The organism is Pseudoxanthomonas sp. LARHCG66 (genome assembly GCF_052871755.1).
Genome location: NZ_JBIXJW010000002.1, coordinates 611914 through 633047 on the forward strand (window position 1 = coordinate 611914; position 21134 = coordinate 633047).

22 protein-coding genes are annotated in these 21134 nt (G+C 67.0%); 15 read left to right on the forward strand and 7 right to left on the reverse strand.

What is annotated here, in order from left to right; translation table 11 throughout:
• Nucleotides 1–53: 53 nt before the first annotated feature.
• Genes ACIPRS_RS09815 through ACIPRS_RS09825 form a run of 3 tightly spaced genes read left to right on the forward strand, consistent with a single transcriptional unit; the run spans nucleotide 54 to nucleotide 2792 of the window.
• Nucleotides 54–992, forward strand: coding sequence for a UDP-glucuronic acid decarboxylase family protein (locus tag ACIPRS_RS09815; protein ID WP_337732281.1), 939 nt, complete (start codon nucleotides 54–56; stop codon nucleotides 990–992).
• 1 nt (nucleotide 993) lies between these two features.
• Nucleotides 994–1905, forward strand: a complete 912-nt coding sequence (locus tag ACIPRS_RS09820; RefSeq protein WP_337732282.1) for a glycosyltransferase family 2 protein — start codon at nucleotides 994–996, stop codon at nucleotides 1903–1905.
• Nucleotides 1902–2792 (forward strand): glycosyltransferase family 2 protein, encoded by an 891-nt coding sequence (locus tag ACIPRS_RS09825; RefSeq protein WP_337732283.1) that lies wholly within the window; start codon nucleotides 1902–1904, stop codon nucleotides 2790–2792. Before ACIPRS_RS09820 ends, ACIPRS_RS09825 begins: the two co-directional genes overlap by 4 nt.
• A 33-nt stretch (nucleotides 2793–2825) precedes the next feature.
• Here ACIPRS_RS09825 and ACIPRS_RS09830 read toward each other — a convergent pair whose 3' ends face one another.
• The 4 genes from ACIPRS_RS09830 to def all read right to left on the reverse strand — a co-directional run bounded on the left by ACIPRS_RS09830 (nucleotide 2826) and on the right by def (nucleotide 7054).
• Nucleotides 2826–4004, reverse strand: a complete 1179-nt coding sequence (locus tag ACIPRS_RS09830) for an O-antigen ligase family protein (RefSeq protein ID WP_446538416.1) — start codon at nucleotides 4002–4004, stop codon at nucleotides 2826–2828.
• A gap of 249 nt (nucleotides 4005–4253) precedes the next feature.
• Nucleotides 4254–5549, reverse strand: a complete 1296-nt coding sequence (rsmB, locus tag ACIPRS_RS09835) for a 16S rRNA (cytosine(967)-C(5))-methyltransferase RsmB (RefSeq protein ID WP_446538417.1) — start codon at nucleotides 5547–5549, stop codon at nucleotides 4254–4256.
• The gene (fmt, locus tag ACIPRS_RS09840) at nucleotides 5546–6466 is read right to left on the reverse strand and encodes a methionyl-tRNA formyltransferase (RefSeq protein WP_446538418.1); all 921 of its coding nucleotides are present in this window, start codon (nucleotides 6464–6466) and stop codon (nucleotides 5546–5548) included. Before fmt ends, rsmB begins: the two co-directional genes overlap by 4 nt.
• A gap of 75 nt (nucleotides 6467–6541) precedes the next feature.
• Nucleotides 6542–7054, reverse strand: a complete 513-nt coding sequence (def, locus tag ACIPRS_RS09845) for a peptide deformylase (RefSeq protein ID WP_337732288.1) — start codon at nucleotides 7052–7054, stop codon at nucleotides 6542–6544.
• Between the two features lie 132 nt (nucleotides 7055–7186).
• On the opposite strand from def, the gene ACIPRS_RS09850 reads away from it, so the two are divergent.
• From ACIPRS_RS09850 to ACIPRS_RS09895, 10 genes are all read left to right on the forward strand, one after another.
• A complete protein-coding gene (locus ACIPRS_RS09850; protein ID WP_337732289.1) occupies nucleotides 7187–8311 on the forward strand; it encodes a LysM peptidoglycan-binding domain-containing protein in 1125 nt (374 codons plus the stop codon).
• A 78-nt stretch (nucleotides 8312–8389) separates the two neighbouring features.
• Nucleotides 8390–9565 (forward strand): DNA-processing protein DprA, encoded by a 1176-nt coding sequence (dprA, locus tag ACIPRS_RS09855; RefSeq protein WP_446538419.1) that lies wholly within the window; start codon nucleotides 8390–8392, stop codon nucleotides 9563–9565.
• Entirely contained in the window at nucleotides 9562–10035 is a 474-nt protein-coding gene (locus ACIPRS_RS09860) for a DUF494 family protein (protein ID WP_142123186.1), read from the forward strand. Before dprA ends, ACIPRS_RS09860 begins: the two co-directional genes overlap by 4 nt.
• A 26-nt stretch (nucleotides 10036–10061) precedes the next feature.
• Entirely contained in the window at nucleotides 10062–10799 is a 738-nt protein-coding gene (locus ACIPRS_RS09865; RefSeq protein WP_446538420.1) for a GYF domain-containing protein, read from the forward strand.
• 51 nt (nucleotides 10800–10850) lie between these two features.
• A complete protein-coding gene (locus ACIPRS_RS09870; RefSeq protein WP_446538421.1) occupies nucleotides 10851–11753 on the forward strand; it encodes an RDD family protein in 903 nt (300 codons plus the stop codon).
• Nucleotides 11754–11772: 19 nt separating this feature from the next.
• Nucleotides 11773–12819: an RDD family protein gene (locus tag ACIPRS_RS09875; RefSeq protein WP_446538422.1), complete on the forward strand. Its 1047-nt coding sequence runs from the start codon at nucleotides 11773–11775 to the stop codon at nucleotides 12817–12819.
• Nucleotides 12820–13026: 207 nt separating this feature from the next.
• Nucleotides 13027–15549 carry a DNA topoisomerase I gene (locus tag ACIPRS_RS09880; protein ID WP_446538423.1) on the forward strand — a complete coding sequence of 841 codons (2523 nt, stop codon included), beginning with the start codon at nucleotides 13027–13029 and terminating at the stop codon, nucleotides 15547–15549.
• A gap of 24 nt (nucleotides 15550–15573) precedes the next feature.
• A complete protein-coding gene (locus tag ACIPRS_RS09885; protein ID WP_192199904.1) occupies nucleotides 15574–16137 on the forward strand; it encodes an L-threonylcarbamoyladenylate synthase in 564 nt (187 codons plus the stop codon).
• Between the two features lie 65 nt (nucleotides 16138–16202).
• Nucleotides 16203–16922, forward strand: coding sequence for a DUF4124 domain-containing protein (locus tag ACIPRS_RS09890; RefSeq protein WP_446538424.1), 720 nt, complete (start codon nucleotides 16203–16205; stop codon nucleotides 16920–16922).
• Nucleotides 16919–17572: a DUF4124 domain-containing protein gene (locus ACIPRS_RS09895; protein ID WP_446538425.1), complete on the forward strand. Its 654-nt coding sequence runs from the start codon at nucleotides 16919–16921 to the stop codon at nucleotides 17570–17572. Before ACIPRS_RS09890 ends, ACIPRS_RS09895 begins: the two co-directional genes overlap by 4 nt.
• A 47-nt stretch (nucleotides 17573–17619) precedes the next feature.
• Here the strand turns inward: ACIPRS_RS09895 and ACIPRS_RS09900 are convergent, their stop codons facing one another.
• Nucleotides 17620–18675 carry a type 1 glutamine amidotransferase domain-containing protein gene (locus tag ACIPRS_RS09900; RefSeq protein WP_446538426.1) on the reverse strand — a complete coding sequence of 352 codons (1056 nt, stop codon included), beginning with the start codon at nucleotides 18673–18675 and terminating at the stop codon, nucleotides 17620–17622.
• Nucleotides 18676–18856: 181 nt separating this feature from the next.
• Between ACIPRS_RS09900 and ACIPRS_RS09905 the strand changes: the two genes are divergently transcribed.
• The gene (locus tag ACIPRS_RS09905; RefSeq protein ID WP_446538427.1) at nucleotides 18857–19516 is read left to right on the forward strand and encodes a hypothetical protein; all 660 of its coding nucleotides are present in this window, start codon (nucleotides 18857–18859) and stop codon (nucleotides 19514–19516) included.
• On the opposite strand, the gene ACIPRS_RS09910 is transcribed toward ACIPRS_RS09905, so the two are convergent.
• On the reverse strand, nucleotides 19513–19959 hold the full coding sequence (locus tag ACIPRS_RS09910; RefSeq protein WP_446538428.1) for a hypothetical protein: 447 nt from the start codon (nucleotides 19957–19959) through the stop codon (nucleotides 19513–19515). The genes ACIPRS_RS09905 and ACIPRS_RS09910 overlap by 4 nt on opposite strands.
• A gap of 14 nt (nucleotides 19960–19973) precedes the next feature.
• On the reverse strand, nucleotides 19974–20750 hold the full coding sequence (locus ACIPRS_RS09915; protein ID WP_337732530.1) for an SDR family oxidoreductase: 777 nt from the start codon (nucleotides 20748–20750) through the stop codon (nucleotides 19974–19976).
• Between the two features lie 58 nt (nucleotides 20751–20808).
• On the opposite strand from ACIPRS_RS09915, the gene ACIPRS_RS09920 reads away from it, so the two are divergent.
• The gene (locus ACIPRS_RS09920; protein ID WP_337732301.1) at nucleotides 20809–20937 is read left to right on the forward strand and encodes a hypothetical protein; all 129 of its coding nucleotides are present in this window, start codon (nucleotides 20809–20811) and stop codon (nucleotides 20935–20937) included.
• Nucleotides 20938–21134 lie beyond the last annotated feature (197 nt).

Sequence of the window (21134 nt, forward strand, 5' to 3'; positions counted from 1 at the left end):
CCCTCAGCCCACAGTCCCGGGAAAATACTGCGTCCCCACTATCCCCCTTTCCCATGCAGCGCATCCTGGTCACCGGCGGAGCCGGCTTCCTCGGGTCGCACCTGTGCGAGCGACTGGTCGAGCAAGGCCATGACGTACTGTGTGTCGACAACTTTTTCACCGGCAGCAAACAGAACATTGCCCACCTACTCAATCATCCCCGTTTCGAATTGATGCGGCACGATGTGACCTTCCCCCTCTACGTGGAAGTGGACCGCATCTTCAACCTTGCCTGCCCTGCCTCGCCCGTGCATTACCAGCACGATCCGGTGCAGACCACGAAGACCAGCGTGCATGGTGCCATCAACATGCTGGGGCTGGCCAAGCGGCTCGATGCGCGCATCCTGCAAGCGTCCACCAGCGAGGTGTACGGGGACCCGGAGGTGCATCCGCAGCAGGAAGGCTACTGGGGGCGCGTCAACCCGATCGGCATCCGCAGTTGCTATGACGAGGGCAAGCGCTGCGCCGAAACACTGTTCTTCGATTACTTCCGCCAGCACCAGCTCGACATCAAGGTCGTGCGAATCTTCAATACCTACGGACCTCGGATGCATCCCAACGATGGCCGCGTCGTGTCCAATTTCATCGTGCAGGCGTTGCGCGGCGACGACATCACCATCTACGGCGATGGCAGCCAGACACGCAGCTTCTGCTACGTGGATGACCTCATCGATGCCATGGGTCGCATGATGGAGACAGAGCGCGGCTTCACCGGCCCGGTCAATATAGGCAACCCCGGCGAGTTCAGCATGCTGGAGCTGGCGGAAAAAGTACTCGCTCTGGTCGGCGGCCGTTCCCGGCTGGTCTTCCAGCCTCTGCCTTCCGACGACCCGAAGCAGCGCCAGCCGGATATCGCGCTGGCGCGCGAGAAGCTGGGGTGGCAGCCCCGTATCGAGCTGGAGGATGGACTGAAAGAAACCATCTCCTACTTCCGCCGCCTGCTGCAGGCCTAGCATGACCACGTTCGCCGTCGTCGTCACGAACTACAACTACCGCGCGTTCGTCGAGGCTGCGGTGGACAGTGCATTGGCCCAACGCCATGCGCCACGACAGGTCATCGTGGTGGACGACGGATCCAGTGATGGCTCGCCCGAACTGCTCCGGCAACGTTACGGTGCCGACCCCAGGGTGACACTCCTGTTCGGCGAGAATGGCGGGCAATTGTCGGCGTTCCGAAGAGGCGTAATGTCAGCCGATGCCGACGTGGTCTGCTTCCTGGATGCGGATGACCTGTGGGAACCCGGTTACCTGGAAGCACTCGCCGGGCTATACGACCAGCGCGCGGATGTTGACTTTGTCTTCAGTGACCTGCAGGTCTTCGGTGACGACAGCGAGCACATCCGCTTCGATGAGAAACCCGTCGATCTCGGCTTCACGGCCATCAGCACCCTCGTATTCCAGCCCTGGTACGGCGCCCCCACGTCCGCACTGTCGCTCCGCCGTAACTGGGCCGTGCGGACGCTCGACCTTCCCGCTTCCTTCGACGCATTGTGGCGACTGTGCGCCGATGCCTGCGTAGTCCACGGCGCCAGCATCCTGGGCGCACGCAAGTACTTCCTGCCAACCGGCGAGGTACGCTATCGGTCGCACGGAAAGAATGGCTGGTGGGCCACACGCCGCGACCCGGTGTCAATTTACCGCAACCGCATCCGCAACCTCGGCATCATCAACCACTACGCGGCCATCGTCGGCCTCGACCGGTCCGCAGCGGATCTTGGCAAGTACGAGTACCGCACGAAGGTCGCGCCCTCGCGGACGGAGCGCAAACGGTATGCTTCGCTCGCGCTGCGTGGAACGGCCCCATGGTGGAAACGATGGGAGCGGGCGCTTGGGATCATGCTTGGCCGCAGAATGGGGAAGCGATGAATACCAAGCCCGCTTCGCGCAAGCCGCATTCGGTCAGCGTCGTCGTCACGACATTCAATTGGCCCGAGGCGCTGGCGAAGACATTGCGCGCGCTCGCAGCTCAGCAGACACTGCCTGGTGAAGTGATTGTGGCCGATGACGGGTCTGGCCCCGCCACGCGTGACTGCGTCGAGCGCATTGCACGCGACTATCCGATACCTCTGCATCATTGCTGGCAACCCGACCAGGGCTTCCGGGCTGCGTTGTGCCGCAACCGCGCCATCGCGGCCGCTTCCGGCGAGTACGTGATCCTGCTCGATGGCGACATGGTGCCGCATCCTGCATTCGTCGCCGATCACCTTGCTGCCGCGCGGCGTAACACCTTCGTGCAAGGTATGCGCGTGCTGACCGATGCCGACGGTCGTGACAGGCTACTTGCCAGCGACGCCTACACCTTACGGTTCTTCGATCCGGGCATTCGCCGGCGGCGTCACGCCTTGCGCCTGCCATGGTTGTCGCGCTGCATCGCAGCCGTGAGCCCCAGTACGTCCCTGAAAGCCATCAAGACCTGCAACCAGGCGTGGTGGCGTGAAGATCTGGTCGCACTCAACGGCTTCGACGAACGCTACGAGGGATGGGGACGCGAAGATGTTGATCTGGCGGTTCGCGCCATACGGTTGGGCATAAGGCGTCGGTCACTCCGTTTCGCCGGTCTGGCCAGCCATCTGTATCACCCTGAACGCCACGATGGGGAAACGAGCGCCAATGATGCGCTGATCTTCGAAACGAAACACGGACGGCGCACGCGCAGCCTACTGGGCCTGGACAGGCACCTTGAGACGGCTGACCGGGCGTTACTGCCCGACCTGGCGAGTTCTGCAGGCGGAGAACACGCTAACGCAGCATGAAGCATGTGCCAGCAATGATGCGCGGGCGCGCGCTCACTCGTTCCGCATGCCGATGCCAAGCAGCAATCCCACCAGCACCACATATGCACTCGTGCTGAGCGCGTGGGCGAACATGGACTGCGTCAGACCCGAAACCATGTAGGTGGCCACCAGCATGCCGGCCGCCCACGGGGCTCCTGCCGCCACCCCCGTGCGTCCCGTGCGGATCTGGTGCACCGCGATTACCAGCGGGACCAGGTACAGGGTCAACAAGGCGATGATCCCGGCGACCCCCATCGTCGCGCCCCACTGGGCGAGATCGTTGTGAGCGTGCTCCAGCCCGCAGAAATGCCGCTCTGCCCCCTGGCAATAGATGCTGGCGTCGATACGCGCCTCGAAAGCGTCAATGCCGATGCCCGTAAGCGGCGCGTCGCGGAAAGCGTCCCATGCCACGGAGAGAAGCGCGAGGCGCGCGCTGATCGGCTTGTCCACCTGGCCTAGCGCATAGCCGGACACGTCCGCATGCAGTTGGTCCAGCCTGAACTGGGTGGACAGCCATGGCACGGTCCATAGCGCGACGAACAAGGTCGCGAGCACGCCGCCGGCGATACCCAGCCGCCGCCACCGGTACTGCGTTGCACCGCCCACCAGCAACATCAGCACCACCAATCCCAGGCCCAGCAGCGCGCCGCGGCTGCCGCTGAGAATGACGGCCACATTGGCCAGCACGATCATCCCCACCAACAGCAGCGGCATCAGGAGACCCCTGCCCGGCGGCCGACAGAACACCGCGACCACCAGCAACGTCAGCACCGCATTCGCGAACACGATCGGGTTCGCCTCACTGCCAGCCCGCTCGACGCCCAGCCACACCTGCACGATCGAGATGGCGAACGCGATGAGCAGGCCCGCCAGCGCGCCATACCACAGGCTCGACATCCGCACGCCAGTCGTCCATGCCAACCAGGCGCACCAGGGCAGCAGCAGCGCGCGCGAAGGATTGTCCAGCGCTGTCCAACCCGCGCCAGCCGTCCAGGTGGATATGGCCGTGATCGCGACAACGATCAATGCCGCCGCCAACAACGCATACCAGGCACGTGGGATTGTGCGTCCGCTGCGCCAGACGTCGGGGAGCGCGGCCAAGGTTGCCGCCAGCATCAGTACCGCGAATACGGACAGTCCCTTCGGCACCACCAGCAGCGCGGCCGCGCTGAATCCCGCCAGCCACGCCAACCCACGCGCGACATCCTGTCGACGATAGCTCCTCACCTGTACACCTCGGGTCCTGCGGATTGTGGCGGCACGATCATGAAGGCGGCAGGCGGTACTCCGGGAAACAGAGTCTGAGCCAACCGCTTACTTGTTACGTCAAAGTGATGTGAATCGACGGTTCTCTGCGTGCGGAAGTATGCGGCAATCGAGGCATTCCCGGTACGCGGCACGCTCCATGCAGTCGAGTCAGGTTGCGTCCTGCAACGCGGCTCACGCTTTGTGCCATGACGCGTAGAAGAACCCGTCGCGGTCCTCCTCACCGGGCAAACACTGCCGGCCGCCCGCGTCTTCGTGACCCCATGTGTCATCCAGTGCATCCAGCACCGCTTCCGGGTGGCGTGAGCGGAACGCCTCTATCTGTCGTCCGTTCTCTGCGTGCAGAATCGAACATGTCGTGTAGATCAGTTGCCCGCCGCGGGCCAGGACATGCCAAGCCGCATCCATCAGGTTGGCTTGCAGCCGCGTCAGCGCCGCAAGGTCCTCGGCTCGCCGATGCAGCAGCACGTCCGGTTGCCGGCGCACGATGCCCGTGGCGGAGCAGGGCGCATCCAGCAACACGACATCGAACGGCTGGCCATCCCACCAGGACGCCGTATCGGTGGCATCGGCTGCCTGCAGGTGTGCGCTGACACCCACCCGGTCGAGTGTCTCCCGGACGCGCTGCAACCGGCGGGCGTCCACATCCAGTGCAACCAGTCCCAATGAAGGATCACGTTCCAGCAGGTGTGCGGACTTGCCCCCGGGTGCGGCACACATGTCCAGCACGCGGACTCCGTTGGGCAATGCAGCTGCCAGGTCGGCCACGCGCTGTGCGGCGCCATCCTGTACGGAGACATCGCCCTGGGCGAAACCGGGCAACGCCGTGGCGGCCAGCGGTTCGTGCAGTACCAGCGCATCCGCCATGCCTTCTGCGAGGTCCGCCACGATGCCCGCATCCGCCAGTCGTTGCCGGTACTCGTCGCGACTTCCACGAGACCGATTGACTCTCAACCACAGCGGCGCTTCCTGCTGGCTGGCCTCGAAGATCGCCTCGGCATGCTCAGGCCAATCGGCCCTGATCTGCCGGCGCAGCCACTCCGGCCAGAGCGCGTCAGCGGGCACAGCGGGCAGGCCTTCACGCTGCGCACGACGCAGCAGCGCATTCACGACCTTGTCCTGGTGCGGCCTCCCCAGCGCGCGCACGGCTTCCACGGTTGCCGACAGCGCCGCGTGCGGGGGAAGCCCCAGGACGACCACCTGCGCGAACCCCACGTGCAGGAGCGCACGCAACTCGTTGTCGCGCGGCCCCAGCGGCCTGCTCATCCACTGCCCCAGCGCTGCCTCGCTGCGGGCACGCGAGCGCAGCACGGCGAAGCAGATCGCCTCCAGCAACGCGCGATCCCGTGCGTCATCGATGCGGGGCAGGCAGGCGGCCAGTTCCGCTTTCAGTGAACGGCCACGGTGCATCACGGCATCGACGACACGGGTGGCCAGGACCCGTACCGCGACGCCGGCCTGCGTGTTCATGCCGTCACCAGGTCGCGCCGGGCGTTGAGGTAGTCCGCTGCGGTGATGGCCTTGCCCCCTTCCCGCTGGACGACACGCAGGCGCAGGACGCCAACGCCGCAGGCGATGTCCAACCCCTGCCGGCCTGCCGCGAGCAACGTGCCCGGCGTGGCGTCGTGGGACTGGTCCACCACGACCGCGCCGTGGATGCGCAAGCGCTCGCCGGCGACCTGCGCTTCGGCCACGGGCCAGGGATTGAAGGCACGCACCTTGCGGGCCAGCACTCCGGCCGGTTGCGACCAGTCGAGCTTCGCTTCGGCCTTGTCCAGCTTATGTGCGTACGCCACGCCCTCTTCCGCCTGGGGATGCGGCGGCAGGCGGACACCGGCGCGCAGCAGACCCAATGCATCGCGCAACACCTGGGCGCCCAGATCGGAAAGCCGGTCGTGGAGTTGCCCGCCGGTATCTTCCGGACCAATCGGCATGCTCTGCGCCAGCAGCACCGGCCCGGTGTCCAGGCCCGCTTCCATCTGCATCAGGCAGACACCCGTCTCGGTATCGCCCGCCTCGATGGCGCGCTGGATCGGCGCGGCACCGCGCCAGCGCGGCAGCAGCGAGGCGTGTACGTTCCAGCAACCGTACTGGGGAATGTCCAGGACCGCCTGCGGAAGGATCAAGCCATAAGCCACCACCACCATGACGTCCGGTTGCATCTCGCGCAGTGCGTCCTGGGTGGACTTCTTCCTCAGCAAGAGCGGCTGCAGCACCGGGATGCCGCGCTGGATCGCTTCCAGCTTGACGGGCGAAGGGGTCAGCCCGCGCCCGCGCCCCGCCGGGCGATCGGGCTGGGTGTAGACCGCGACGACTTCATGGTGGGCATGTGCGGCGCGCAGGCTGGGCACGGCGAACGCCGGCGTGCCGGCGAAGACGATTCTCATGCGGGTGAGACCTCAGGAAAGGGATATCGGAACGGGCGGGACCAGCCCGGCACCCGATCCCGCCACGCCCGCACGTCAGGCGACGTGCTTGCGCTGCTTGGCCAGTTTCTTGCGCACCATTTCGCGCTTCAGCGGCGAGAGGTAATCGACGAACAGCTTGCCGTCCAGGTGGTCCATCTCATGCTGGATGCAGACCGCCAGCAGGCCATCGGCCCGCAGTTCCTGCGGCTGCCCCTGGCGGTCGAGGAAACGCACGGTGACCGCATCGGCACGGGTCACGTCGGCAAAGATGCCCGGGACGGAGAGGCAGCCTTCCTGGTAGATCTGTTCGCCCGACTTGTCGCTCAGCTCGGGATTGATGAAGACCTGCGGCTGGTTCTTCTCTTCACTGATGTCGATCACCATGAAACGCTGGTGCACATCCACCTGGCTGGCGGCCAGGCCAATGCCGGGAGCGTCGTACATGGTCTCGAACATGTCGTCCAGCAGGCGCTGGAACGCCAACGAGGTCACATGCCCCGCATCCACCGGCACGGCCTTCGTGCGCAGGCGGGGATCGGGGAATTCGAGGATGGGGAGCAGGGCCATGATGCTTCTCTGGATGGGGGCGCCAGTGGAATCCGGCAAGCCCTCACGAATTCTAACGCGGGCGCTTGCTTTGCGTCGGGTTTTCTGGACTATAGTGCTGACCACCTGTCGGGGAATCAGGTAGATACCGCCATGTTTAAATATTTTCGTACGGTTCTCGCCGTTGCGGCGCTGACCGTCGGCACTTACGCGGCCGCTGCCGAGATGGCGGGGAGCCACCCTGATACCTACGTGGTCAAGCGTGGCGACACGCTGTGGGATATTTCGGCGCGCTTCCTCAAGAAGCCCTGGCTGTGGCCGGAGATCTGGCAGGCCAATCCGCAGATCCAGAACCCGCACCTGATCTATCCGGGCGATGTGATCAGCCTGGCCTACCTGGACCGCGTGGCCGTGCAACCGGGCCCGCGCCAGGAAGCCCCGCTGAACGCCATCCCGCTGTCCGACATCGAGGCGTACCTGAAGGATCGTCGCGTCGTCGACAGCTTCGAGAGCCTGCCGCATGTCGCCGGGCTGGATGAAGATCGCCTGCGCGGCTCCGGCGGCCACAACATCTATGTCCGCGGACTGGATGGCGCGCAGCCTGGCCAGCGCTTTGCGGTGGTCCGGCCGACGGCCCGCTTCACCGACAACCCGCGCGCGCAGGACCTGGACTTCCGCGGCAAGACCATCCGCGGCGAAGTGGACCAGTGGAAGGACATCGTCGAACAGAGTGGCAAGGGCGCTTTCCTGGGCTACGAACTGGCCAAGGTCAACGTGGCGACCTTCACGCGGGGTGTCGTCCCGGGCACCGAAGTCAGCACGCTGGTCGCCGACATCGGCGGACATGAGGTCCGCGTCGGTGACCGCCTGATCCCGGTGGACGCGCAGCCCTACGACCTGCACTTCTTCCCGCACCCGCCCGCCAGCGATCCGGCCGGCAAGTTGCGCGTGCTGGCGGTGGCGGATGCCCTCACCTCGGGCGGTACGCGCGACGTGATCGCCATCTCCGGCGGCCGCCTGGACGGCGTGGACAACGGCACCGTGTTCTCGATCTGGCGCAATGGCAGCCACACCGCCAACCGCATGGCCCATCCGGAATCCTCGCGAATCAGCGAGTCGCCGAAGTCGGGCGCTGGCCGCGTCAGCCTGCCTGACGAATACGCCAGCCATGCGATGGTGTTCCGCACCTTCGACAAGGTCAGCTACGCGCTGGTCATGGAAGGCGTGGAGGCCACCCGGGTCGGCTACGAGCTGAAGCACCCCGACGCGACCTACTGATCCGCGTCAGGCAATTCCTACGCAAGACCGCGACGGCGCCCGAGGGCGCCGTCGTCGTTTCCGGCCTACGCTCGCGGCATGCATACCGACGACACGATCGCACTGGCCAGACTGGTCCTGGCCAGTGGCCCGGTGTTGTGCCGCCGACGCCTGCTCGACCAGTACGGCACACCGGCGGCGGCCCTCCGGGCAGGAGCAAGCGCCTGGCGAGCGGCAGGAATGGATGACGTACAGATCACCCGTTTGCGCGGCCCTGCCGATGAAGCACACATGAGAACACTGGAGTGGCTGCAAGTCCCCGATCATCATCTGATCGGCTGGCACGACGCGGACTACCCGGCCCCGCTGCGGCAGATCGGAAGCCCGCCGCTGGCGCTGTTCGTCGAAGGCGATCCAACCCTGCTGTGGCGGGCCGCCGTCGCCGTGGTCGGCAGCCGCGCGCCGACCAGCGGGGGACGGGACAATGCCCACGCCTTCGCACGGGCGCTCGCCTCGACAGGGATCGTGGTGGCAAGCGGCATGGCGCGGGGCATCGACGCCGCAGCGCATGAGGCCGCGCTGGCGCTGGGACCCGGCACCACCCTTGCGGTCGTCGGCACGGGCCCGGACATCGCCTATCCCCCGGGGCATGACCGGCTGCGCGATCGCCTGGCCACCCACGGCGCCGTGGTCAGTGAACACCCGCCCGGGACCCCTGCGATGCGCAGCCATTTCCCTTCGCGCAACCGGATCCTCGCGGGCCTGACGCTGGGCACGCTCGTGGTCGAAGCCGCCGAGCGGTCGGGGGCGTTGATCACCGCCCGCCAGGCCGGCGAAGCCGGGCGCGAGGTCTTCGCCATCCCCGGCTCGATCCACAACCCCTTGGCGCGGGGCTGCCACCGCCTGATCCGGGACGGCGCCGCCCTGGTGGAATGCGCGCAGGAGGTCATCGAGGCGGTGGCACCACTGGCCGCAGACCTCGCCAACGCCTTGCGTGGCCGCTTGGGCGAGACTGAATCGGCGGCAATCGCAGGACCAGGCGAGACACCCTTGCGACTGGACGCCGACTACCAGAAGTTGTGGGAAGGATTGGGTCACGACCCAACAGGTATGGATCAGCTCGTCTCACGAACCGGATTGACGGCTGCGGAACTGTCCTCCATGCTGCTGGTCATGGAACTGGATGGCTTAGTAACGGCAGAACACGGCCGATACCAGAGAAAGACCGGTTTCTTCACCTCCACAGCGTCGATGACGCAGGCCGAGGGGCAATGAAAGAGAGCATCCTGGATGTACTGCTGTACCTGTTCGAACATTACTTCACCGAAGATGCGGACCCCGTCCGCGATCGCGACTCTCTCCAGAACGGCCTGATCCAGGCCGGTTTCAGCCCCGCCGAAATCAGCAAGGCCTTCGATTGGCTCGATGCCCTGGCCGACCAGCGGCCGGCCGCGTCGACGCCGCGCGTGGGCGGCCCCACCCGCGTCTTCCACGGTCCCGAGCTGGAAAAGCTCGACGTCGAATGCCGGGGCTTCCTGCTGTTCCTGGAGCAGCATGGCGTACTGGACGCGGACCAACGCGAGCTGGTGCTGGACCGTGCAATGGCACTGGACCAGGACGAACTGGACCTGGACGACCTGAAGTGGGTCGTGCTGATGGTGCTGTTCAACCAGCCCGGCTCGGAAGCCGCCTACGCGTGGATGGAAACCCAGATGTTTGCGGACGAACCCGAGCCGGTACACTGAGGCGTTGAAACGCTTCAGGGGGAAGCATGTCGGGTTGGTACTACGCTGACCGGAACCGTCAGCAGCACGGGCCGGTGTCGTCGGAAGAACTGGTCACCCATTACCGTTACGGCCGCGTCGCGCTGGACAGCCTTGTCTGGCGCGAAGGCCTGCCCGAGTGGCTGCCGCTGCGGGAGTTTTCCGCCGAGCTGGGACTGGATGCGGCACCGGCCGATGGCGGCGGGACGCCACCGCCCGTTCCACCGCCGCCGACAGCGCATGTTGCCGCTTCTCCCGCACAGGAACGCCTGTTGCGCGCACCCGCGCAGCCCGTCGCCAAGAAAGGGATGTCGGGCGGCAGGATCGCACTGATCGTGGCGGCGGCCCTGGTGCTGCCCTGCGTCGGCATCGGCGGCATCCTGGCCGCCATCGCGATCCCTGCGTACAACGATTACACCCTGCGCTCGAAGGTTTCCCAGGCGGTGATCGACAACGTCGAACTGCGCAGCGACGTGAAGGCCTTCCATGACCGCGAAGGGCGCTGCCCCACCAATGGCGAAGGCGGCATCGGCACGCCCGAGAGCTACGCGGGTACCTACATCACGCGCGCCGTCGTCGGCGACTTCGACGACGGCACCTGCGGTTTCGAGCTGGAGTTCGGCAATACCGGCAACGCGCAGATCGACGGCAGGAAGCTGTGGTGGGACATGGGGAGCGACCACACCGAATGGCAGTGCTCGTCGGAAATCGACGACAAATGGCTGCCCATGGAGTGTCGCGGCTGAGCAACGTCGACGTGGCGCGGCAGGCCACGTATTTCATCGGGGATCGAACGCATGACGCACTGGTATTACGCCGACGCCCAAGGGCAGCGGCAGGGGCCGTTCACGGCCGGGGAACTCGGCGGCCATGTCCGCCAGGCGCGCCTGGGCGCGCAGTCCCTGGTGTGGCGAGAGGGGCTGGAGGACTGGAAGCCGCTGAGTGCGCTGGCCTCCGAACTGGACCTGCCAGTCGGCACGATGGACCCGCCGGCAGCAGGTGCCGACGCCGCCACTGAACTCCACATCCCCGCCGCAGACGCGCCTTACGCACCGCCTGCGGCACAGATCGCATCGGAACAGCATTACGTGGGCGATGGCGACGTGGTGCTCGCTGGCTTCTGGCGGCGCCTCGCGGCGCTTTTCATCGACTCGATGGTGGTGGGCTTCGCCTACTACCTGGTGCTCATCGTGTGTGTGGTCGTGCTGGGCGTCGGCGGCAGCCTGCTGATGCGCGGCGGGAACGACGCCGAAGGCATGGCGGCGATGTTCGGCATGATGGCGCTGGTCTACCTGCTGTATCCGGTGATCAGTGCGGCGTATTACGTCGGTTTCGAGTCCTCGGGCAAGCAGGCCACGCTGGGCAAGATGGCGGTCGGCATCAAGGTCACCGACATCGACGGGCGCCGCCTGACGCTGGGTCGCGCGTTGCTGCGCTGGCTGGCCGTCATGCTGAACTACCTCACGCTGTACATCGGTTACCTGATCGCGGCCTTCACCGAGCGCAAGCAGGGCCTGCACGACATGGCGGTGGGCACGCTGGTGGTGGACCGCTGGGCGTACACCGCGCATCCCGACTGGCAGCAGCGCGGCCTCGGCACCGCCACGAAGGTGATCCTGGCGATCGCGGCCGTGATCTACGGCCTGATCTTCATCGCCATGATGGCCGCCATCCTGATTCCGCTGGCCACACAATCCTGAAAGGGCAAGGAGACCCTGCATGACCGAGTGGTATTACGTTGATATCCGGCACGAGCGCCAAGGCCCGGTGTCCCCGGAGGCTCTCACGGGGCTCTACCGTTCCGGTGCCCTGACCAGTGCATCGCTTGCCTGGCGGGAGGGCATGAACCAGTGGACGCCGCTGGGCGAACTCGCGGTCGAACTCGGCATCGCGGACACGCGCCCCGTCCCGGCTTCACCTGCGCCCGCCGCGCAGGAGCCCGAACCGCAGCCGGCACCCGTAGAGCGCCCGCTGACCGGCCGGGCCGTTTTCACCGCCAGCGAACCCAGCTATGCACGGCATGCGCCAGCGCATGCCAGCCAGTCCGATGCCGTGGCGGCCGCAGCCGCCGCCACCCGCGCGGTTGCGGCGGGGGAATCCCCGGAGGCGGCCGCGTCGCCCTACGCGGCACCACGCGCGGACATGGGCCGCGTCACCTACAGCCCCCCCGTCGCGGATGGTCACGTGGTGTATGCCGGCTTCTGGAAGCGCGTGGCGGCCAGCTTCATCGACGCGTTCGCCATCGGCATCCCGGTGGGCATCGTGGCCACCATCATCGCCGGGCTGCTGGGCTTGGGCAGTTCGTTCGCCGATGGCTTCTCGGGGGCGGCGGGCGCTTTCAACGTCGGCGAAACCGCCATCTCGTACGTGCTTTCTGCCATGGCCTACGGCTGGTTCCACTCCGCGGCCGGGCTGATGGCCACACCCGGCAAACTGGCCATAGGCATCAAAGTGGTTCGCGCTGACGGGGACAGGATCAGCTTCCTGCGCGGCTTCGCCCGCTACTGGGCCACCATACTGTCGGCCGTCATCCTCGGCATCGGCTTCCTCATGGCCGCCTTCACGTCGCGCAAGCAGGCCCTGCATGACCTGGTCTGCGACACGCTGGTGGTCGACAAGTGGGCCTTCACCTCGCAACCCGGGCGCCAGCGCGAAGAACTGGGGCCGGTGGCCCTGGCGGTGCTGATCATCGGCGGCCTGCTGATCGCCGGTGCGGTGATCCTGATGCTGGTGGCCTTCGCCGCCCTGTTTTCGATGAGCCGCTGACCGGCCCCACGGCGCGATCCGGGTCACGGAACCCGGCCCGGCCCCACCACGGCGGCTTGACAGGCCGGGGCCGGCCGTGACACCACTATAAATAGGAAATCTGAACGCCCGGGGCCCCCGCCCCGGGCGTCCGCTTCTCTGGCGCCCGCATCTGGGCCACCCTAGCCGGCCCCGGACGGCCCACCCGAACTCCCCTGAACCCCTGACATGCCCAAGCACCTGCTCATCGTCGAGTCGCCCGCCAAGGCCAAGACGATCAACAAATACCTCGGCAAGGACTTCACTGTCCTCGCGTCCTATGGCCACGTCCGGGACCTGGTGCCGAAGGAAGGAGCGGTGGACCCCGACAACGGGTTCGCGATGCGCTACGACCTGATCGAGAAGAACGAGAAGCACGTCGACGCCATCGCCAAGGCCGCCAAGGGTGCCGATGACATCTTCCTGGCGACCGACCCGGACCGCGAGGGCGAGGCGATCAGCTGGCACATCGCCGAGATCCTGAAGGAGCGCGGCCTGCTGAAGGACAAACCGCTGCACCGGGTGGTCTTCACCGAAATCACGCCGCGCGCGATCAAGGAAGCCATGGCCCAGCCGCGGCAGATCGCCGGCGACCTGGTCGATGCCCAGCAGGCGCGCCGCGCGCTGGACTACCTGGTCGGCTTCAATCTTTCGCCGGTGCTGTGGCGCAAGGTGCAGCGCGGCCTGTCCGCCGGCCGCGTGCAGTCGCCTGCCCTGCGCATGATCGTGGAGCGCGAGGAAGAGATCGAAGCCTTCATCGCCCGCGAGTACTGGAGCATCGAGGCCGAATGCGCGCATCCGCGCCAGGCCTTCACCGCCAAGCTGACGAAGCTCGACGGGCAGAAGTTCGAACAGTTCACCGTCACCGACGGCGACACCGCCGAAGCGGCCCGTCTGCGCATCCAGCAGGCCGCGCAGGGCATGCTGCACGTCACCGACGTGACCAGCAAGGAACGCAAGCGCCGCCCGGCACCGCCGTTCACCACGTCCACGCTGCAGCAGGAAGCCTCGCGCAAGCTCGGCTTCACCACCCGCAAGACCATGCAGGTGGCGCAGAAGCTGTACGAAGGCGTCAACATCGGCGACGAGGAAGGCACCGTCGGCCTGATCAGCTACATGCGTACCGACTCGGTGAGCCTGTCGGCGGAAGCGCTGGCCGAGATCCGCGACGTCATCGCGCGCGACTTCGGCACGCAGGCGCTGCCGGACAAGCCCAACGTCTATGTCACCAAGTCGAAGAACGCGCAGGAAGCGCACGAAGCCGTGCGTCCCACCAGCGCGCTGCGCACGCCCGCGCAGGTCGCCCGGCACCTGAGCGACGACGAGCGCAAGCTGTACGACCTGATCTGGAAGCGCGCCGTCGCCTGCCAGATGGTCCCGGCCACGCTCAACACCGTCTCGGTCGACCTGGCCGCCGGCAGCCAGCACAGCTTCCGCGCCAGCGGCACCACCGTGGTCGACCCGGGCTTCCTGGCCGTGTACGAGGAAGGCAAGGACCAGAAGAACGCCGAGGACGACGACGAAGGCCGCAAGCTGCCGCCGATGAAACCCGGCGACACCGTGCCGCTCGACCGCATCCACGCCGACCAGCATTTCACCCAGCCGCCGCCGCGCTTCACCGAAGCGGCGCTGGTCAAGGCGCTGGAGGAGTACGGCATCGGCCGTCCCTCCACCTACGCCTCGATCATCCAGACCCTGCAGTTCCGCAAGTACGTGGAAATGGAAGGCCGCGCGTTCAAGCCCAGCGACGTGGGCCGCGCGGTATCGAAGTTCCTGTCCGGCCATTTCACCCAGTACGTGGACTACGACTTCACCGCCAAGCTGGAGGACGAGCTGGACGCCGTTTCCCGCGGCGAGGAAGACTGGGTGCCGCTGATGGAGCGGTTCTGGGGTCCCTTCAAGGACCTGGTCGCCGAAAAAGCGGAGACCGTGGACCGCAGCGAAGCCACCGGCGCGCGCGAACTCGGTACCGACGCCAAGTCCGGCAAGCCGGTCAGCGTGCGCCTGGGCCGTTACGGACCGTATGCGCAGATCGGCGACAAGGACACCGACGAGAAGCTGGAGTTCGCCTCGCTGCGTCCCGGCCAGTCGATGCACACCATCACGCTGGAAGACGCGCTGGAACTGTTCAAGCTGCCCCGCAAGCTGGGCCAGGACAAGGACGAGGAGGTCAGCGTCGGTATCGGCCGCTTCGGCCCGTTCGCCAAGCGCGGCAGCGTGTACGCGTCGCTGAAGAAGGAAGACGATCCCTACACGATCGACCTGGCGCGCGCGGTGTTCCTGATCGAAGAGAAGGAAGAGATCGCGCGCAACCGCATCATCAAGGAATTCGATGGCAGCGACATCCAGGTGTTGAACGGTCGCTTCGGCCCGTACATCAGCGATGGCAAGCTCAACGGAAAGATCCCCAAGGATCGCGAGCCGGCATCGCTGACGTTCGACGAGGTGACCAAGCTGCTGGAAGAAACCGGCAAGCCGGTGCGCAAGGGCTTCGGCAAGAAGACCGCCGCCAAGAAAGCCGTGGCGAAGAAAGAAGCCGCACCGAAGAAGGCTGCTGCCAAGAAGGCACCGGCGAAGAAGGCAGCGAAGAAGGCAGCGAAGAAAGCCACCGGCAAGGCGGCGACCACATCCGCCAGCAAGAAGACAGCAGCAAAGAAGACGGTGAAGAAGGCGGCATCCAAGGCGGTCGCCGGAGACGACGCTCCTTTCTGACCCCACCACGACGCCGACGACGCCATGCCCATCGAACGGACCATCGAGGAAGCCGCGGAAGTCATCCGCAGTGGCGGCATCGTCGCCTACCCCACCGAGGCGGTGTGGGGCTTGGGCTGCGATCCGTTCGACGAAGGCGCGGTGCACCGGCTGCTGGCGATCAAGCAGCGACCGGTGGAGAAGGGCCTGATCCTCATCGCCGCCACGCTGGAACAGCTCAAGCCGCTGATCGATGTCGCCGCCGTTCCGACGGACCGCCTCACCGAGGTGCTCTCCAGCTGGCCAGGCCCTCACACCTGGGTGATGCCCGCCACCGCGCAAGCCCCCCGCTGGATCACCGGCGTGCACCGCGGCATCGCCGTGCGCGTGAGCGAACACCCGGTCGTGATCGGCCTGTGCCAGGCCTATGGCGGCGCGCTGGTGTCCACCAGTGCGAACCTCAGTGGCAAGCCCGCCGTCAGCGACCGCGACGCCCTGGACCCGCTGCTGCTGCCACGCGTCGACGCCGTCGTCGCCGGTCACACGGGCGGCCTCGCCCGTCCCACGGTCATCCGTGATGCGCTGACCGGCCAATCGCTGCGCGAATGACTGGCGGCCGTACACGGCCGCCCTTCCACCTTCCCATCCCTCCGGCACGCGCGCACCATGGCCACATGCTCCGCCTCGCCCCACCGCTGTTGACGATGCTGTTGACGCTGTCGCCTGCCGCCATGGGCGCGCAGGCGGCACCCGGCGCCGGGCAGGTCACCATCTACCGCTGCGTGACCGCCAACGGCAGCGTGGCGCTGCGCGATTCGCCGTGCCTGAAAGGCGAGAAGCAGGAAGTCCGCGCGATGCAACGGCCGCTGGATCCCGTGCCACCACCTGCTGTCGCTGCGCCCACGCCCGTGCCGCCACCGCCTGCCGAGCCGCCCCCCACGCGCGTGGTGTACCTCACCCCGCCACGGCCGATGTACGAATGCACCACGCCGGAGGGCAAGGTCTACACCAGCGACAACGACGACGGCAATCCGCGCTGGGTCCCGTATGGCGTGGCCTATCCCGCCTGGCCGCGCGTCGGAAGCAGTGCCAGCGTGTCCGGCAGTGTGTCGGTCGGCAACGGCCACCTGTCCTTCGAAAGCGGTGACCGCCGGCCACCGCATCCCCCGGGTGGCCACCCGCCGGGGCCCGGCCCGGTGATCCTGCCCGGTGGCACCTGGGTGCGCGACACCTGCCACCCGCTGCCACAGCAGGAAGTGTGCGCGCGCCTCTCCGACCGTCGCTACGAGATCCTGCGCCGCTACGGCAGCGCCATGTCGAGCGAGCGGCGCGCGCTAGACTTGGAACAGCGCGGCATCGACGCGCGCATCGCCAACGATTGCAGGAATCCATGAGTCCCCCCGTGCGCGCCACCCCCGCCTGTCTTCCGTTGCTGGTCCTGTGCTGGATCACCGCGACCCCGGCCGCCCACGCGGACGAAGTGACCATCTACCGCTGCACGGATGCGAGCGGCGCACTGACGCTGCAGAATTCGCCATGCCCCAAAGGCATGAAGCAGGAAGCGCGCACCATGCAGGGCGTCAACACGGTGCCGATGACGTCCGCGCCCACGGCCACGTCGCCCGCTTCGCCCACGCAGGCATCGCCGGCCATGGCCACGCCTGCCGCACCCGCATCCGCAACGCCTGCCGCGCCAGCGACCGCCGACAGCGCGCGCCGGCTGCCCCCGCCGGTGCTGTTCCAGTGCACGACGCACGACAAGGGCACCTACGTCACCGAAGACAGCGAACCCGCCTCGCGCTGCGTGACGTTGCGGACAGTGGGACTGGATGGCAACCCGCAATCCGGCGCCGGCCAAGCCTGCGAAGTCGTGCGCGACACCTGCGCCCGCGTGCCCGATGGCGCGCTCTGCGAGGCATGGCAGAAGCGCCTCGACGAAACCGAAGTGGCCTGGCGCTTCGCCCGCCGCGAGAACGTCGATCGGAACAAGGCCGAACACGAGCGCGTCGCGCGCATCGTCAGCGAAAGCAACTGCGGGCAATGACGCTGCGCCCCTGATCCCTGCATCGGCGCCTCGTCGTTGCATGCCCCTCAGTCTCGCGCCAGCGCCTGCAACCGCCACGCATCGCCGAGTCGCCCCTGCATGGCGGCCACCAGCGCATGCATCAACAGCAGGCGCTTGTCCGCCCCCGGCCGCTCCGCACGTGCCTTGCGCGCGTCATCGACACCGCGCGCGTGATAGGCCGCCAGCACCTGCACCGCCAACTCGTCGCGTCCCGGTGCGCGCGCGACCGGTGCATGGCCCAGCGCGCGAACCATAGCCTCCGCGGTGGACCATGTCGACCACGGATTCTGTCCGGTGATCACCCGACCATCGACCACCGTGTTGTCCAGGTACATCGGGCCTTCCACGTAGCGCGCGCCCTTTTCCACCAGGCGGTCCTGCAGCAGGTACGGAAAGCGCGCGCGTGCATCCTCGATCAGGAACAACTCTTCCGCGTTGCTGAAGCCGGCCACGCGAAGGCCGCGCAGCAGCGGCGTGCCATCGTCCAGCGTCACCTCCAGCAACGCGGCCGGCCCGTGGCACACCGCGCCGATCACACCACCTGCCTGGTACACCGCGCGCACCAGCCGCTGGATGGCCGGATCATCGGGGAAGTCGAACATCGTGCCCTTGCCGCCGACGAAGTACACCGCCGCGTAACGTGCGGGATCCACCTCGCGCACTGACAGGCTGGCATCGAGTTTCCCGCGCGCGACGGCATCATTGAGGAAGGCATGGTCGGCTTCGACCATGTCCTCGTCATCCCGCCGCATCGGGGGTGATCCCCCTTGCGGACTGGCGATGTCGACGTCATAGCCGTTGGCCCGGAATACGTAGTACGCCCGCGCCAGTTCGGTCAGCTCGAAGCCCGCTTTTTTCCCACCACCGGGGAAGTGCGAGGTGCTGGTGACCACCGCCAGGATCTTCCCGCGTGTCGGCGGCTGCGCATCGCGCATGAAGGCCAGGTCCACCACCGTGCTGTCCGGATCCGCAGGCGGCTGCGCATCCAGGTCCAGCGTGTATACGTAGGCGAACCCTCCGATTCCCACCACCAGCATCGCCGCCAGGCAGGCCAACAGCCCGCGCTTGATCCATCGCCGCATCCCGATGTCCTCATCTCCAGGTCGGCACACGCTACGTCGTGCGTGTAAAACGAACTTCAATCGCACCCTCCTTCGCACCGTGGCGACCGTTGCCGCACTGTGGAACATCGCGGACCGCGATGCGGCACGCGTGCGCGGGGCGCTGGGTAGAATCGGGTGTTCCGCCCCGGGAGACTGACCGATGCCGCACGACCCCCTGCCCCGCCTGCTCCGCGAGATGCGGCTGATGCGTGCCTACGCCGGTGCGCTGACCATGGCCTTCATCGCCTTGCTGCTGGTGGCCTTCAAGGCGCCCGACCCGCATTTCGAACGGTTGTCGGTGGAGCGGTTGGACATCGTGGACGCGGACGGCACGCCGCGCGTGGTGCTGGCCAACCAGCAGCGCTTTCCGCCGCCGATGTTGAATGGAGAAACCTTCAAGCGCGCCGTCACGCCCGCAGGACTGGTGTTCTACGACCGCAAGGGCAACGAAGTCGGCGGCCTTGCACTCACCGACGTGGAGGCCGGCAAGGTTTCGGCGCTTGCCTTCGACAATCCCAACATGGACGCCATCGGCCTGCTGACGCGCATCGGCGCCGACGGCGAGCCCATCAGCAGCGGCCTGCAGATCAACCAGGCCGTGCCCTCGCACGTGAAGGTGCTCGACGCGGCCAGGCAGGCCACGCGGCGCATCGTGATCCAGAACGAACGCAACGATGCCGAGATCCTGCTGGCCGACGCGAGCGGCAAGGACCGCATCCGCCTGCGCGTGGATCGTGCCGGCGACGCCCGCATCGAAGTGCTGGATGCGGACGGCCGGGTGGTTTTCAGCGCGCCGGAGGCGGCCGCCCGGACACCCTAGCGCACGGATCGACGGCAGGCCTGGGGCGCCAGGGCGTAGTGAAGCTGCCTGCTCGCATCCGCGGCGATGCGATCGGCGTCGCCGAACGCGCTGTAGGCGAAGAAGCCGGACAGCGTTGCACCGGGTTCGACGCGCACCTCGCCGCAACCACCGGGGCAATAGACACTGACGAACTGACCCTGGAGCGGCAGGATTCCCGTCGCCGTCTCCAGGTACACCCCGGTGTTCTCGGCACGCAGCGTGCCCGGGGAGAGCGGCCAGCTGTCGCTGGACACGCACAGCGCGCGGTCGTGGCGCGACTGCAGTACCACGTCGAAGCGACGTTCCGCAGGATTGTCGAGGATATCCAGCTGATAGGCGTCAGGCGCCAGCGGTGCGCGCACCGAGGCGCAGGACGCCATCGCGATGACCAGCACCGCCGCCATCCCGATCCGCTTGCCCATGCGCATCTCCATCGTCAGAACCCGTATCGCAGGAACCCGCCATCCACCGCTATGCACTCGCCGGTGACGTAGCTCGCCGCCGGCAGGCACAGGAAGGCGACGGCGCCGGCGACTTCTTCGGGTTCGCCGATGCGGCGCATCGGGGTGCGTTCGATCACTTCGTCGTAGTAGTCCGGGTCCGACAGGGGCCCGGACGTACGGCGCGTGCGGATGTACCACGGCGCCACCGCGTTCACGCGCACGCCGTCCTCGGCCCACTCGGCGGCCAGGTTGCGGGTGAGCTGGTGCAGCGCGGCCTTGGTCATGCCATAGGGCGCGCCGCTGCGCACGGCGGTCATGCCGGACACGCTGCCCACGTTGACGATGCACGAGGCGGCATGCCGCGTCAGCAGCGGATGCGCGTAGCGCGACAGCTCGAATGCCGAGAACAGGTTGGTCTCGAAGATGTTGCGCCACTCGTCCTCGGTGTAGTCCACCGCCGCGCGCGTGACGTTGCCGCCAGCGTTGTTCACCAGGATGTTGAGGCCGTCATCGTGGTCTTCCACCCAGTCCAGGATGGCCCGGCGATCCTCGTCGTCCGCCACGTCGGCAGCCAGCGTGCTGATACCGCGCTCGGGGAATTCCTCCGCCAGTTCGGCTCGCGCCGCCTGCAAGGCATCCTCGTCGCGCGCCACCAGCAGCACGTCGGCACCGAAACCCAGCAGCTCGCGCGTGATCGCCAGCCCGATGCCCGCACTGGCCCCGGTCACCAAGGCCAATTGCCCGTCCAATCGCCACCGGTTCGCCGCCACATGCGTCTCCTTCATCGATGGGCGTAGCATAGCGCCACGTCACAGGAGGACCGTCGCCATGATCCGGATCCGCCTCATCCTGCTCGCCCTGCTCACCCTGGCGTGCGTGGCCTGCCGCGCTCCCGAGCCGCCGCCGACCGACGAGCCGCCGGAACCGCAGGCGGGCAGCGACAACGGCACCTCCTGATTCATCGATCACGCCCCTGCGCCAGCGTCGGGCGTCATCGATGGTTTCCGGGATAAAGTGCACTGGACCGATACCGCTCCTCGGACTGTGGCGGGGCATCGAATCAGCGTGCGCAAGCCGTGCCGCCCAGATGATGCCTCAATGGTGATCATCGAAGCGATGTGGTCGGCGCTGGAGCGCGAGGATTGAAACCTCAT

Coding starts and splice junctions, on each gene's coding strand:
- ACIPRS_RS09815 (WP_337732281.1), top strand. CDS start 54: ATGCAGCGCATCCTGGTCACCGGCGGAGCCGGCTTCCTCGGGTCGCAC.
- ACIPRS_RS09820 (WP_337732282.1), top strand. CDS start 994: ATGACCACGTTCGCCGTCGTCGTCACGAACTACAACTACCGCGCGTTC.
- ACIPRS_RS09825 (WP_337732283.1), top strand. CDS start 1,902: ATGAATACCAAGCCCGCTTCGCGCAAGCCGCATTCGGTCAGCGTCGTC.
- rsmB (WP_446538417.1), bottom strand. CDS start 5,549: ATGAACACGCAGGCCGGCGTCGCGGTACGGGTCCTGGCCACCCGTGTC.
- fmt (WP_446538418.1), bottom strand. CDS start 6,466: ATGAGAATCGTCTTCGCCGGCACGCCGGCGTTCGCCGTGCCCAGCCTG.
- def (WP_337732288.1), bottom strand. CDS start 7,054: ATGGCCCTGCTCCCCATCCTCGAATTCCCCGATCCCCGCCTGCGCACG.
- ACIPRS_RS09850 (WP_337732289.1), top strand. CDS start 7,187: ATGTTTAAATATTTTCGTACGGTTCTCGCCGTTGCGGCGCTGACCGTC.
- dprA (WP_446538419.1), top strand. CDS start 8,390: ATGCATACCGACGACACGATCGCACTGGCCAGACTGGTCCTGGCCAGT.
- ACIPRS_RS09860 (WP_142123186.1), top strand. CDS start 9,562: ATGAAAGAGAGCATCCTGGATGTACTGCTGTACCTGTTCGAACATTAC.
- ACIPRS_RS09865 (WP_446538420.1), top strand. CDS start 10,062: ATGTCGGGTTGGTACTACGCTGACCGGAACCGTCAGCAGCACGGGCCG.
- ACIPRS_RS09870 (WP_446538421.1), top strand. CDS start 10,851: ATGACGCACTGGTATTACGCCGACGCCCAAGGGCAGCGGCAGGGGCCG.
- ACIPRS_RS09875 (WP_446538422.1), top strand. CDS start 11,773: ATGACCGAGTGGTATTACGTTGATATCCGGCACGAGCGCCAAGGCCCG.
- ACIPRS_RS09880 (WP_446538423.1), top strand. CDS start 13,027: ATGCCCAAGCACCTGCTCATCGTCGAGTCGCCCGCCAAGGCCAAGACG.
- ACIPRS_RS09885 (WP_192199904.1), top strand. CDS start 15,574: ATGCCCATCGAACGGACCATCGAGGAAGCCGCGGAAGTCATCCGCAGT.
- ACIPRS_RS09890 (WP_446538424.1), top strand. CDS start 16,203: ATGCTCCGCCTCGCCCCACCGCTGTTGACGATGCTGTTGACGCTGTCG.
- ACIPRS_RS09895 (WP_446538425.1), top strand. CDS start 16,919: ATGAGTCCCCCCGTGCGCGCCACCCCCGCCTGTCTTCCGTTGCTGGTC.
- ACIPRS_RS09900 (WP_446538426.1), bottom strand. CDS start 18,675: ATGCGGCGATGGATCAAGCGCGGGCTGTTGGCCTGCCTGGCGGCGATG.
- ACIPRS_RS09905 (WP_446538427.1), top strand. CDS start 18,857: ATGCCGCACGACCCCCTGCCCCGCCTGCTCCGCGAGATGCGGCTGATG.
- ACIPRS_RS09910 (WP_446538428.1), bottom strand. CDS start 19,959: ATGGGCAAGCGGATCGGGATGGCGGCGGTGCTGGTCATCGCGATGGCG.
- ACIPRS_RS09920 (WP_337732301.1), top strand. CDS start 20,809: ATGATCCGGATCCGCCTCATCCTGCTCGCCCTGCTCACCCTGGCGTGC.